We start from the raw sequence: 12520 nt of genomic DNA on the forward strand, positions 1-12520 counted from the left end.
ATTTTGGTATTATTTGTTCTAAAAAATTGTAAGAATTTTATAATAAAATGACAAAATCTAACACCCTGTTATAAAAGGACTATATATAATGAACATATCGAAATCGATTAAGTATATTGACCTAGAAATATTAGTGAAGGTTGGCAAGTCGGTGATGAATTAGGATCATTAAAGACAGAAAAAGGCAAACCTGTTGAAAAACAGGGACGCAAAGCCGAGGATCTAAGGTAGGTAATTGCTTACTATGATGGCCGGGCTACCTGGAATACGAATGTATTTTAGGGGTGAAAACGATGGTGATTACAGAAAGAAAAATGGATGTCATCGACGAGGAATGGCTAGGGCTCATATTAGAGGCGAAAGAGCTTGGTTTATCATTAGAAGAGGTACGGGAATTCCTTAATCAAAGTCAGGTTAAAGAGCTAATAGCTAAAAACATCTGAGTACATATGGGAAAACTAAAAAGCATTCTACAAAAATTTTATTCTTTGTAGAATGCTTTTTCTTTTCGTATGGCAAAATTCTATTGGTTATTGTTTTGGTTCGTCCGCCACTTATTAAACTCAAGAAACTCACGAAATTGATCTTTTGATACACCTGAATTCATGGCTTCTTTTACAATATTCATCCATTCACTATCTAACTCCGTTTTATTTATTTGTTCATGTATTAAATGTTCGACTGGAAGGTTTAATACAGCAGCAATCTTTTCAAGAAACTGAATCGAGGGATTCTTTTGCAGGTTTCTTTCAAGTGAACTTAAATAAGATTTAGCGACACCTGCCTGCTCAGCAAGTTCGGATAGTGACATTTTCTTCTCTAAGCGAAATTTTTTTACGCGGTCACCAATCATTTAGCCTCACACACCTAATTATTATTGTTTATATGTTAATTCTACCAAAAAGAATAAGTAAGCACCATATTACGAACGGAGGATTATGACAAAATTATGAACTTTGTGAATTAATGTTTTTAGTTTCCGAGTGTATAAGTAATTTTGAAAAAATAATCGGATAGAGTTAATATTAATAGTGTTGCCAATTTAGTCTTAAAGTATAATTTTGACATAAGTATGTTTCTATAACGAACAATATTGCTTAACCTACATAAAAATAAACAAAAAGGAAGGAGCCCTTTCATGATTGTCCTTAAATCAAAACGTGAAATTGAAGCGATGAAAAAGGCGGGAGAAATACTGGCTGCCTGTCATAAAGAAATAGCGAAGCTAATTAAACCGGGTATTACAACTTGGGAGATTGATCAGTTTGTCGATCAATTTTTAAGTGAAAAAAATGCTACCCCTGAGCAAAAAGGCTATAAAGGGTACGAATATGCAACCTGCGCGAGTATAAATGACGAAATCTGCCATGGCTTTCCAAGAAAAGAGCCGCTAAAAGAGGGGGACATTGTTACGATTGACATGGTTGTTAATTATAACGGTGCCTTGGCTGACTCTGCATGGTCTTATGCTGTTGGTAAGGTTTCACCGGAGACAGAACATTTATTAAACGTAACAAAAGAAGCTCTATACAAAGGGATTGAACAGGCTGTTCCCGGCAACCGAATTGGGGATATAGGCCATGCCATTCAAAAATATGTTGAAGGTGAAGGCTTCTCAGTCGTTCGGGATTTTATTGGACACGGAATTGGGGCTGTCATCCACGAAAAACCGGATGTACCGCATTATGGGCTGCCAGGTAAGGGACCTCGAATTAAAGAGGGAATGGTTTTTACGATTGAACCAATGGTTAATGTTGGCAGGTACCAAACAAAGATGGATAACAATGGCTGGACCGCCCGCACCATTGACGGTAAAAACTCTGCCCAATACGAACACACAATTGCTATTACCAAAGACGGTCCGTTTATTTTGACGGATCAGGGGTAAATAAAAAAACAGATCCTCGTGATCTGTTTTTTTACCTTTTTCGAAGATTCCCTAATTCTTCAACAAGGGCCTGCATTTCATTGGGACTAAACGAATTCTTTCGGAGTACCATTTCATAAATTTCTTTTAATTCCTCATACATTTCCTCATCGAAGTGAGAGGGTTTAATCGCACCAAGGTTTAATACCTTCAGTTTTTCTTTTATTTGTTCGATCATAAATTCAACATTTTCTACCGACTTTTGGGATAAATTCACTCTGGTCACCCTTTCAGAAATATTAATCCCATCTTTTCACGTTAAAAAGGTTATGTCAATACAAAACTCATGATAAAGTTAGCGGACACTACTTGCTTAGGGAGCGTGAATAAAGCAAAATAAAAGGTAGATTGTATTTCTGGTATTATTTTCATGAAAAATGGATTTATGATAATTAGAGATAAGGAAGGAAAGGTTAAGATGACGAAGAAGAATCAATTTTGGAAGGGTATGTTATTGGGAGCACTCGCAGGGGGAGCGATCAGCTTATTAGATAAACCAACCAGACAGATTATGAAGGAAAACGTCCAAAAAACTTCAAGCAAGGTTACTTACATTTTACGACATCCCGGGGAAACCGCTGGAAAAATACGGTCAACGTTTGAGCAGGTAAGTGAGGATATTTCCTATCTTGTGGAAAAGGTTGAGGAGTTGCGGGAATTAACCCCTCAGGTGAAGGATATCGTCAAAGAAACGAAGGACTCATTCTCCAACAGTGACCAAGAGGAGCTCCTAAAAGAAGTTATTGTAGAAGATTAAAAAATTTATTAAAAAGGAGAGAGTAGAAAGTGGAAAAGACAGTGAATGTACGCTCTTCATTGCTAAGATTGCTTTGGCATAGAATCGAAGAAGATGACCTTCCAGGATTAAGTGCCCAATTGGCCTACTTTTTTCTTCTTTCCCTGTTTCCGCTCCTCATTGTTATTTTTTCCCTTATGCCCTATATTCCAATTCCTCATCAAGATATGCTTGGGATGATCAGGGATTTTGCACCGGCTGAAGCAATGGAACTTATTGAAAAAAACATAAAGTTTATTATGAATCATCGAAACGGCGGCTTGCTTTCATTCGGGGTTATAGGGACCATTTGGTCGGCATCCAATGGTATAGATGCGGTTGTGAGGGCTTTTAATAAGGCGTATAATGTCAAGGAAAGCCGCTCCTTTATTGTTGCAAGAGGAATGGCTATTTTATTAACCTTCGGGATGATTTTTGTGTTCATCCTCGCAATTGTACTTCCGATATTCGGCAGAGAAATTGGACTCTTTATCTTTTCACAATTAGGATATACACAACAGTTCATAAAGGTTTGGGATACATTTAGTTTGCTCCTTAGTGCGATTATTTTATTTCTCATTTTTACCGGATTATATTGGGTGGCTCCTAATGTTAAGTTACGTTGTCGCAGTGCCTTTCCAGGAGCAGCTTTTGCGACATTGGGCTGGATTATATCTTCCATGGGATTATCCTTATACGTAGAGAACATTGGTAATTATTCGCTAACATACGGTAGTATTGGAGCGATTATCGTGTTAATGATCTGGCTTTACATATCCGCCTTCATCATTATTTTGGGTGGAGAAATTAATGCTTTTTATAGTGAAAAAAATCGTTCGAACTGCTAATACTTTCCTTTATGAAAATGCGTTTTATGTCAAAACTATAATTGGGTATGACCCAACATAAACGGAGGTTAGATTCGATGACAAAGCATACTAAAAAAGATGGCAGTACGAAGCAAAAAGGCAAAGGCAGCAAAGGAAATAAAACTTCAGGATCCGCAAATGGATCTAATGGGTATCACTAATGATATAAAAAAGGCCGGGTGATTTTAATTTCACCCGGTCTTCTTTATGATGTGGCTGTGTTAAAGATCATTGGTGATTTTTAAACTCGTTGATTGGAGCGGAAGGCGCGAGACTCCTGCGGGAGGACGGGGCAGGGGAGACCCCGCAGGCGCTTAAGCGCCGAGGAGGCTCCCCGAACCGCCCGCGGAAAGCGAAGTGCCTGGAGCGCAAATCAACAGCCAAGTTTAACACAGCCTATGATTTTAAAAGGCGCAGACTATTCAAAATGACTAGTATGGTACTGCCCTCATGACCAATCACCCCATAAGGTAAATCAAGCACCTGAAAGAAATTAGATGAAATCAGAAGCATTATGACCGTAATGGAAAAAACAACATTTTGCTTAATGATTTTGTTCATACGCTTGGAAAGAAGAATGGCTTCAGAGATTCTAGGCAGATCATTTTTCATAAGGACAATATCTGCCGTTTCAAGGGCAACATCTGTTCCTTCCCCCATGGCGATACCGACATTGGCAATGGCAAGAGCGGGTGCATCGTTAATGCCGTCACCCACCATTGCGACGGTCTTATATTTGGTTTTCAACTGCTTTAATTGCTCAACCTTTTCTTCTGGTAAACATTCAGAGTAAAATTCATCGACATGGCTTTCAGACGCAATCGCCCGTGCTGTTTTTTCACTATCGCCTGTAAGCATGACGGTGCGAATACCTTGTTTCTTTAAATGGTCTATAGCCAGCTTTGTTTCCTTACGGACAACATCTTTTAAAGCAATCATGGCACTTAGGTCGCCATTAATTTCGATAAACACCAGCGTATTACCCAGGCTGGCAAGCTCTTTTGCTTTTCCATCTGCAAAGTGATCTACTCGTTCTTTCCCAACGAATGCAGCTTTTCCAATTTTCCATTGTTCCCCGTTTATTTCTGCTTTGACACCCCATCCAGGCACATCCTCTAAACTGTTTGGATGGAAAAGATCTGTTTTCAAGTTCTGTTTTGCATATTTGACAATGGCTTGAGCAAGCGGGTGGTTTGAATGATTTTCGATAGATGCTGCCTTTAATAGTAGTGTTTCTGCATCAAGCCCTTCCTTAACAATAACTTCGGTCACTTCAGGTTTTCCTTTAGTCAGTGTTCCGGTTTTATCAAAAGCGATGGCTTCTAGATGACTCAAATTTTCCAGGTGTACACCGCCTTTAACCAATATTCCATGCTTTGCACCATTTGAAATGGCTGAAAGCGTAGCGGGCATAATGGACGCGACTAGGGCACAAGGTGAGGCGACTACTAATAATATCATCGCTCGATAAAAGGATTCATGCCAGCTCCAGCCAAGGGCGAAGTGCGGCAGGAAAAACATCGCAAGTACAACGGCTAGAACGACTTTTACATACGTTCCTTCAAAACGTTCAATGAAAAGCTGTGAAGGCGACTTTTCGCTTTGGGCAGATTGAACGAGCTGAATGATTTTTTGAAAAAGGGTATCATGGCTCGCTTTTGTGACTTGAACCGTAATGGCCCCAGTCATATTAACTGTACCGGCAAATACTTCCTCCTGATTTCCTTTAGAGACAGGCAAGGACTCTCCAGTGATTGCTGCTTCATCAATATTGGTTTGTCCTTTAATGATAATCCCGTCTGAAGGTACACGTTCACCCGGTTTAATAAGAATGTGGTCACCAACTCGAAGCTGAGAAACGGGAACCCTCACCTCATCATCGTCTGTAAATAAGAGTGCCTCTTCTGGTTGAAGCTCCATTAGTGATGAAATCTCTTTATGGCTCTTATTCATGGTGTAGGTTTCAAGGGCTCCGCTGACGGCAAAGATAAAGATAAGAATAGCTCCTTCAGTCCAGTAGCCAATCATGGCTGAACCAATTGCCGCGAATATCATTAGCATTTCTACATTAAGTTCTTTATTTTCATAAGTAGCCTCTATGCCTTCCTTTGCCTTGGCAAAACCGCCGATTACAAAAGCCAGCAGATAGGCAATAATGGAATCGGATCCCTCTCCATATTTATCCAATAACCACCCTGTGGCTATCAGTAATCCACTTAATATTGCTGCAATCAGTTCGGCATGTGGTTTAATTTTTTCAATTACTCCTACTTTTTGTATTCCTTTTGTTAGAGATTTTGCTTCAGAACTCATTGATTCTCCCCCCTCAGTCTTTCTAATTGATAAGATTTAATTCTAATTGAGAAAAATAATCAAAATCATTACCCTAAAAAAGCACGAAAGCTGTCATCTTGGTGATGACAGCACTTTCTAGAAAAATTCTTTATTTGTATTAAATTTTATTTTATTTTACCATACATTTTATGCTTAAGATATGGAATTGCTCCGAATTAATTTTTTTGTTCAGTGAGGACGGGAGCCTTTTTTCCAAATGTATAAATAATAAAAGAAAGAGCCAGAAGCAGTGCACAAATAATATAAAAAAAGCTTATATTTTGGAAAAACTTAATAAACAGACCTCCCAGAATGGGGCCGCTTAGGCTTCCAACACTATAGAAGATGCCGCATAACAAATTGCCTGTCGGTAAAAGATTTCTTGGTACTAGATCAGTCATATAACTAATACCAAGTGAAAAGGTTGAGCCTACTACCATTCCTGCAATGAGAATGGCTATGAAAAGACCAACAAAAGAGTGTTCAAGAAAACTGGCAGCTGTAAAGCTGATAAACCCGATAAATAAAACCGTCATTAAAATGTTTCTTCGACCATATTGATCGCTTAATATCCCTAATGGCAGCTGGGTAATGATACTGCCTATGGCAAAAGCTGATAACACAACCGAGACACTTGAAACATTAATACCCATTCTTAAAGCATAAACTGGGAATATCCCATTCAGAGAAGATTCTAAGAAGCCATAGCATAATGGCGGCAAAAAGGCTACCCAGCCATATTGAATGGTCTTTCTAAACTGTTTGATGGTTGAAAAAAAGGTATTATTATTCATTTCTTGTTCGGGAAGTTCATTTTTTAAACTAAAAACAAATCCCCAGCCAATCAAACAAAGTATGGAAGAAACAATAAAGGGAAGAGCTTCATTAACATTCACCAATGGAGTCATTAACGGCCCAGTGGCGAATCCAATTCCAAAAAACAAACCATACAAGGAGATGTTTCGTCCTCTTTTTTCTGCGGGGGAAAAGGAAGTAATCCAGGTCTGGGTGGCGAAATGCAAAGAGTGGTCACCGATTCCAATTAACAAGCGTAAAACAAACCAAAACCAAAAGGTTTGCCACAGAGGGAATAAGGCAAGCGAAATCACAACTAGACCTCCGCCAAAAATAATTACCGGCTTATAACCATATTTTCTTAAAGGCATCTCCATAAAAGGAGATACCAGCAATACCCCTATATAAAGAGCGGTGGCATTTAAACCATTTAAAGAGGAGGATACACCACTTTTTTCAAAAATAACGGCTATGAGCGGAAGAAGCATCCCCTGCGAGAAACCAGAAATGGCAACAATACTCACAAGAATCCAAAAACGGAAATTTAGTTTATTCATCATACTTTCCTCAATTCATAGTCCTTAAATGATGGTACCCTAGAATCTTCCACTTTTGCAAGAAAAATGTTGCATATTTCTTTTGAAAAATGATACTCTTTTTTTGGCTAATTATGGAGAAAATGACAGCAAAATATGTAGTAGAAAAATTAGTGAGATAAAAACTAGACTATGGAGGGAACGCGGTGACAAATAAAATTTTTATGCTGATGACGTTTGCAGGAGTCCCGTTATCTATAATTGGAACGTTAATGCATTGGTCAAATGGTATCCTATTTGTTCTTTATTGTTTAACAATTATCGCTCTAGCCAGCTTTATGGGAAGAGCAACAGAAAGCCTGGCGATTGTTGCCGGCCCAAGAATTGGCGGACTATTAAACGCTACTTTTGGAAATGCAGTTGAATTGATCATTTCGATCTTTGCGTTAAAAGCAGGTCTTGTTGGGGTCGTTTTGGCATCTTTAACCGGTTCTGTATTAGGAAATTTGCTTCTCGTCGCAGGTCTTTCATTCTTTGTTGGGGGAATAAAATATAAGCGGCAGGAGTTTAATGTGTATGATGCCCGCCATAATTCCGGACTTTTAATGTTTGCAGTTATCATTGCTTTTGTAATTCCAGCAGTTTTTTCCTTGAATATGAGTGAGGGAAAAACACTAACCTTAAGCGTCGGAATTTCCGTTACCCTGGTGATTCTTTATTTAGCAGCATTATTTTTCAAACTAGTGACTCATCGAGGGGTGTACCAGACGACTAGTGATATTGATACACATGAAGAAGAGGAGCCGGAGTGGGGAAAAGGGAAGGCGATTGCCGTTCTCGCCATTGCAACGATTGTAGTGGCCTATATTTCCGAGCATCTTGTCCACACGTTTGAGTTTGTCGCAGAGTCCTTCGGCTGGACGGAGCTATTCATCGGGGTCATCATTGTCGCCATCGTCGGAAACGCTGCGGAACACGCATCTGCCGTTTTAATGGCTTATAAGAATAAGATGGATGTCGCTGTAGAAATCGCAATCGGATCAACGCTTCAAGTAGCGATGTTCGTAGCACCCGTCCTTGTCATTGTTTCTCTTTTCTTTAATCAGTCCATGCCATTGATCTTCAGCTGGCAGGAACTTATCGCAATGGTTTCATCCGTGCTTTTAATGGTTGTTATCTCTAATGACGGAGAAACGAATTGGTTTGAAGGCTTAACTTTGCTGGCAGCATATGTCATTATGGGCATTGGTTTTTTCCTGCTATAATGAATGGTAATGCTTTCAAAAATAAAGACTCTAGGCCAATGAGGCTTAGAGTCTCTTTTTTCATACTACTTAATTAATGTACAGGTAAAACAAAACCGTTGTGCTATAATTTAACAGCACCTAATTTTATAAGGGTAAAAAAATCAATCGCTTTTCTTGGGACCATCGATCACCAACCTTCATGTTTAGTTATAAATTGAAAAAACACGAGTGTTGAATGTCATATTATTAGTGAATCCCAACCTCCTTAATGAAAATCAATAATTCGCCAGCAGATTGATTACAGCCCTCCTTTTTGAAAGGTTAACCCCATTATAAATGAAAAATTGAATTTTGTAAATGTTCAGATTATTACAATTCCATTACTTTTTTCAAGGAGCAAAAGATGAAATTATTAATACGATTTTTATTTTTTATCATCGGTTTGTTTATCATGACCTTCGGTGTATGTATGACCATTGAAGTCGCGGATATCGGCGTTGGTGCATGGGATGCCTTAAATGTTGCTCTAACCGAAAGAGTTGGGCTATCGGTAGGAAAATGGGTTATGATCGATGGGGCCGTTTTAATGATAGTAGTCTCTCTTTTATTAAAAAGAAGACCAGATGTTCTTTCTCTCTTAACGATTATTGTTATTGGTACTTTGGTTGACTTTTGGCTGAATACTATATTTAATCTTTTTGCCGTTGATTTGCTTTTTGCTAAACTGGCAATGCTGCTAATTGGCATTCTAATTATTGGCTTTGGAGCTTCAATTTATTTACAAGCCAAATTTCCGCAGAGTCCGATCGATAATTTCATGCTGGCTATTAAAGAACGCTTTCGTGTAAATTTAATGGTTGCCAAAACCATTGGTGAAATCACCGCCTTAATTCCGGCCTTTTTCCTGAATGGACCCATTTCCTACGGCACAATTATCATTACCTTTGCCGTTGGTCCTGCAATCCAATTGTTTTTTCCATCATTTAAAAAATTAATGCAGAAGCTTCAAGCGAAAGATTTGAAATTTACTAAAGTGAATGGATAATATTTGGGGACTCCGAAAAAACTATGAGCAGACCTTATTAATGCTACTAGTGAAAGGAGTTCAACACAGTGAGGAAAAATGTTTCAATCCTTATGACACTGTTATTAATGTTAACTATTATTCCGTCTGCATTTGCTGAAAAAGCCGGTGCGGTGAAAAAAAATCCTGTAAAATACCAGGTCCCAGCTTCAGTTCGAAATATTACGAAGGAAAATACTTATCCGAATTCAACGCAGGATTTGCCATTCTTGCAGCCAAGCGATTTAACCAAAAAGTTAATCAAAACTTCTAGGGTTAAAATTGAAAATCCCGATTTAATTCGGATGCTCAATGAGTCTAGTATTAATAGTACTCCTTTTGCAATTGGTTACCGTGCGATTGTTTATTTAGGACAGTGGCCTTTAAATTATGAGTCCTCAGAGACCTCGCCTAACTGGGAGTACCAAAAAATAAATACCAACTATTTTGATAATCGTGGAGGCAAGGTTCCCTACCAGATTAAATATGTTCAAGAGGCACAGAAAATCGTCAGAGGCGGTCTGACTGCGAAAATCCCAAATGCAGAAGACGTTAAAAAGATGATGCTCTTAAAAGCGATGGAGAAGACAAGTCTGCCTCTAGCATTTGAAACGATTATTGGTTCTGGAACAAAAAATGATCATATCTATAACATTCCGCCTAACCGCTTAGGTTACTTATATGCGTATGCGCCTGGGGTTAATGAAAAAGGGAAGGTCACTTACGGAGAAGTTTATCTAATGCTTAAAGGAAACCGGAAGTTTATCGTCATCAAAAACGTTACTTCACAAGGCATTGGAGCCTGGATACCTGTTCAGGATTACGTCTCCTTTGGATTTGCAGCGTCTGAGCGGCCAAGATAAATTTGTTAGAAAGACTCCTACCTGGTGGGAGTTTTTTTATTGTAATTTAGGGCAATATATTGAAAAAGTATGAAATATTCGATAGGATGAGAACGGTAGTGAAAGGAGAGAAGTGTGTGGGTAGTCCAGTTCAAGATAAAAATTCCCAGGTTGATTTTTTAAAGCACCGCTTAAATATGTTTATTGATGTGCTTGATGCCATTGATCCGGAAGATGCGGATCTAGAGGATATTGACCGCTTAATTTTGATGCTAGATGAAATGGAAAATAAATGCAAAGAGTTCAATAACCGTGAAGCCAGCGAGTCTGTTAAATAGCAGACTCTTTTTTTTGTTATTGGAAAAGTTACCATGAATTCGTTTGCAACCTTATCCTTTAATTCTAATGGCTATAGGAGTATAATGAAAAAGTCAAAAAGTTGTAAAATTTATATAGAATAATTTGGGGAATTTCGGGAAAGGGGAAATCGAAGTGAATATCACAAAATTTCAAGAAAGCATGTACAAGCTGATCGTTGAAACATCTACCAAACTTCCAAAGGACGTGCGCCGTGCCGTTAAGTCCGCAAAGGAAAAAGAAAACGCAGGCACAAGTGCTGCAATGAGCCTTGCCACCATCACAAACAACATTAAAATGGCTGACGATCAAGTATCGCCAATCTGTCAGGATACAGGTCTGCCAACCTTTAAAATTAAAACTCCAGTTGGCGTGAATCAATTAGAAATTAAAGAAGCGATTAAGAACGCAATTGTTTTGGCGACAAAAGAAGGTAAATTACGCCCGAATTCCGTTGATTCCTTAACAGGTGAAAACAGCGGCGATAATCTTGGTGCAGGTGTGCCAGTTTTCAAATTTGATCAATGGGAAAAAGATTATATCGACGTTCGCTTGATTTTAAAAGGCGGCGGTTGTGAAAATAAAAACATTCAATACAGCCTTCCGTGTGAGTTGGATGGACTAGGTCGTGCCGGCCGTGATTTGGACGGTATCCGCAAATGTATCATGCATTCCGTTTATCAGGCACAAGGCCAAGGCTGCAGCGCCGGCTTTATCGGCGTCGGAATCGGCGGCGACCGTTCTTCAGGCTATGATTTAGCGAAAGAGCAATTATTCCGTTTGGTTGAAGACGTGAATCCAAATGAAGATCTTCGCAAGTTAGAAGAATATGTGATGGAAAATGCAAATAAATTAGGGATCGGAACAATGGGCTTTGGCGGAGAAGCAACCTTGCTTGGCTGTAAAATCGGCGTGATGCACCGCATTCCTGCCAGCTTCTATGTTTCTGTTGCCTACAACTGCTGGGCATTCCGCCGCATGGGTGTGAGCGTAGATCCTGTGAGCGGTGAAATTAATGAGTGGGCTTACCAAGAAGGCGAGTTCATTGATTTTGCTCAGGAAGAAGCAGCTGCTACTAATGAATCTGCCGTTTCTTCAGAGAGCGTAATTACGTTAGAAGCTCCTATTAGTGAAGAGCAAATTCGTTCGCTAAAAGTCGGCGATGTGGTTCAAATTAACGGTTTAATGTACACTGGCCGCGATGCGATTCATAAATATCTTAGCGACCACGATGCACCGGTCGATCTCAATGGCCAGGTCATTTACCACTGCGGCCCTGTAATGTTGAAGGACGAAAATGGTACGTGGCATGTCAAGGCTGCCGGACCGACTACAAGTATTCGTGAGGAGCCTTACCAAGGTGACATTATGAAGAAATTTGGTATCCGCGCTGTAATCGGTAAGGGCGGAATGGGCCCTAAGACGCTGGCAGCTCTTCATGAGCACGGCGGTGTGTATTTGAATGCAATCGGAGGTGCAGCACAGTATTACGCTGATTGTATTAAAGGCGTTGAAGGCGTTGATTTGATGCAGTTCGGTATTCCGGAAGCAATGTGGCACCTTCGCGTAGAAGGCTTCACAGCCGTAGTAACGATGGACTCTCACGGAAACAGCTTGCATGCTGATGTTGATAAATCTTCATTAGAAAAATTAGCACAGTTTAAGGAGCCAGTTTTTAAATAGGATTATGGGGATAGGCGCTGGGTTGGCGCCTGTTCTTTTTTTTGTTGTTTTCCAAATCATTTCCAGTAATTGTCGTAAGTCTCTGAAAATAG

General features: G+C 39.4%; 13 protein-coding genes and 1 riboswitch. Of the genes, 9 read left to right on the forward strand and 4 right to left on the reverse strand.

What is annotated here, in order from left to right; translation table 11 throughout:
- Positions 1–173 precede the first annotated feature (173 nt).
- Positions 174–264: riboswitch (cyclic di-GMP riboswitch) on the forward strand.
- Between the two features lie 29 nt (positions 265–293).
- A complete protein-coding gene (locus tag V7161_RS24845) occupies positions 294–443 on the forward strand; it encodes an anti-repressor SinI family protein (protein WP_335715493.1) in 150 nt (49 codons plus the stop codon).
- An 80-nt stretch (positions 444–523) separates the two neighbouring features.
- Here V7161_RS24845 and V7161_RS24850 read toward each other — a convergent pair whose 3' ends face one another.
- Positions 524–853, reverse strand: a complete 330-nt coding sequence (locus tag V7161_RS24850; RefSeq protein WP_335715494.1) for a helix-turn-helix domain-containing protein — start codon at positions 851–853, stop codon at positions 524–526.
- A gap of 285 nt (positions 854–1138) precedes the next feature.
- Between V7161_RS24850 and map the strand changes: the two genes are divergently transcribed.
- Positions 1139–1888 (forward strand): type I methionyl aminopeptidase, encoded by a 750-nt coding sequence (gene map, locus V7161_RS24855; protein WP_335715495.1) that lies wholly within the window; start codon positions 1139–1141, stop codon positions 1886–1888.
- Positions 1889–1919: 31 nt separating this feature from the next.
- On the opposite strand, the gene V7161_RS24860 is transcribed toward map, so the two are convergent.
- Positions 1920–2144 (reverse strand): DUF1128 domain-containing protein, encoded by a 225-nt coding sequence (locus tag V7161_RS24860; protein WP_223589697.1) that lies wholly within the window; start codon positions 2142–2144, stop codon positions 1920–1922.
- Positions 2145–2345: 201 nt separating this feature from the next.
- On the opposite strand from V7161_RS24860, the gene V7161_RS24865 reads away from it, so the two are divergent.
- The gene (locus V7161_RS24865; protein ID WP_335715496.1) at positions 2346–2684 is read left to right on the forward strand and encodes a YtxH domain-containing protein; all 339 of its coding nucleotides are present in this window, start codon (positions 2346–2348) and stop codon (positions 2682–2684) included.
- A 29-nt stretch (positions 2685–2713) separates the two neighbouring features.
- Positions 2714–3550, forward strand: coding sequence for a YihY/virulence factor BrkB family protein (locus V7161_RS24870; RefSeq protein WP_335715497.1), 837 nt, complete (start codon positions 2714–2716; stop codon positions 3548–3550).
- A gap of 417 nt (positions 3551–3967) precedes the next feature.
- Here V7161_RS24870 and V7161_RS24875 read toward each other — a convergent pair whose 3' ends face one another.
- Positions 3968–5884 carry a heavy metal translocating P-type ATPase gene (locus tag V7161_RS24875; protein ID WP_335715498.1) on the reverse strand — a complete coding sequence of 639 codons (1917 nt, stop codon included), beginning with the start codon at positions 5882–5884 and terminating at the stop codon, positions 3968–3970.
- A gap of 197 nt (positions 5885–6081) precedes the next feature.
- Positions 6082–7257 carry an MFS transporter gene (locus V7161_RS24880; RefSeq protein ID WP_335715499.1) on the reverse strand — a complete coding sequence of 392 codons (1176 nt, stop codon included), beginning with the start codon at positions 7255–7257 and terminating at the stop codon, positions 6082–6084.
- Positions 7258–7442: 185 nt separating this feature from the next.
- Between V7161_RS24880 and cax the strand changes: the two genes are divergently transcribed.
- The 5 genes from cax (at position 7443) to V7161_RS24905 (ending at position 12428) form a co-directional block, all read left to right on the forward strand.
- The gene (cax, locus tag V7161_RS24885; protein WP_335715500.1) at positions 7443–8501 is read left to right on the forward strand and encodes a calcium/proton exchanger; all 1059 of its coding nucleotides are present in this window, start codon (positions 7443–7445) and stop codon (positions 8499–8501) included.
- 385 nt (positions 8502–8886) lie between these two features.
- A complete protein-coding gene (locus V7161_RS24890) occupies positions 8887–9528 on the forward strand; it encodes a YczE/YyaS/YitT family protein (protein ID WP_335715501.1) in 642 nt (213 codons plus the stop codon).
- Positions 9529–9620: 92 nt separating this feature from the next.
- A complete protein-coding gene (locus V7161_RS24895) occupies positions 9621–10409 on the forward strand; it encodes a YfkD famly protein (RefSeq protein ID WP_420491660.1) in 789 nt (262 codons plus the stop codon).
- A 116-nt stretch (positions 10410–10525) separates the two neighbouring features.
- Positions 10526–10726, forward strand: a complete 201-nt coding sequence (locus tag V7161_RS24900; RefSeq protein ID WP_289986785.1) for an SE1561 family protein — start codon at positions 10526–10528, stop codon at positions 10724–10726.
- A 154-nt stretch (positions 10727–10880) separates the two neighbouring features.
- Positions 10881–12428 (forward strand): fumarate hydratase, encoded by a 1548-nt coding sequence (locus V7161_RS24905; RefSeq protein ID WP_335715503.1) that lies wholly within the window; start codon positions 10881–10883, stop codon positions 12426–12428.
- Positions 12429–12520 lie beyond the last annotated feature (92 nt).

The organism is Neobacillus drentensis (assembly GCF_036965425.1).
In the GTDB taxonomy this organism is placed as follows: Bacteria; Bacillota; Bacilli; order Bacillales; family Cytobacillaceae; genus Neobacillus; species Neobacillus drentensis_F.

Excerpts from the sequence above, each read along its gene's own strand:
- V7161_RS24845 (WP_335715493.1), top strand. The coding sequence starts at position 294 with ATGGTGATTACAGAAAGAAAAATGGATGTCATCGACGAGGAATGGCTA.
- map (WP_335715495.1), top strand. The coding sequence starts at position 1,139 with ATGATTGTCCTTAAATCAAAACGTGAAATTGAAGCGATGAAAAAGGCG.
- V7161_RS24895 (WP_420491660.1), top strand. The coding sequence starts at position 9,621 with ATGACACTGTTATTAATGTTAACTATTATTCCGTCTGCATTTGCTGAA.
- V7161_RS24890 (WP_335715501.1), top strand. The coding sequence starts at position 8,887 with ATGAAATTATTAATACGATTTTTATTTTTTATCATCGGTTTGTTTATC.
- V7161_RS24880 (WP_335715499.1), bottom strand. The coding sequence starts at position 7,257 with ATGAATAAACTAAATTTCCGTTTTTGGATTCTTGTGAGTATTGTTGCC.
- V7161_RS24875 (WP_335715498.1), bottom strand. The coding sequence starts at position 5,884 with ATGAGTTCTGAAGCAAAATCTCTAACAAAAGGAATACAAAAAGTAGGA.
- V7161_RS24850 (WP_335715494.1), bottom strand. The coding sequence starts at position 853 with ATGATTGGTGACCGCGTAAAAAAATTTCGCTTAGAGAAGAAAATGTCA.
- V7161_RS24865 (WP_335715496.1), top strand. The coding sequence starts at position 2,346 with ATGACGAAGAAGAATCAATTTTGGAAGGGTATGTTATTGGGAGCACTC.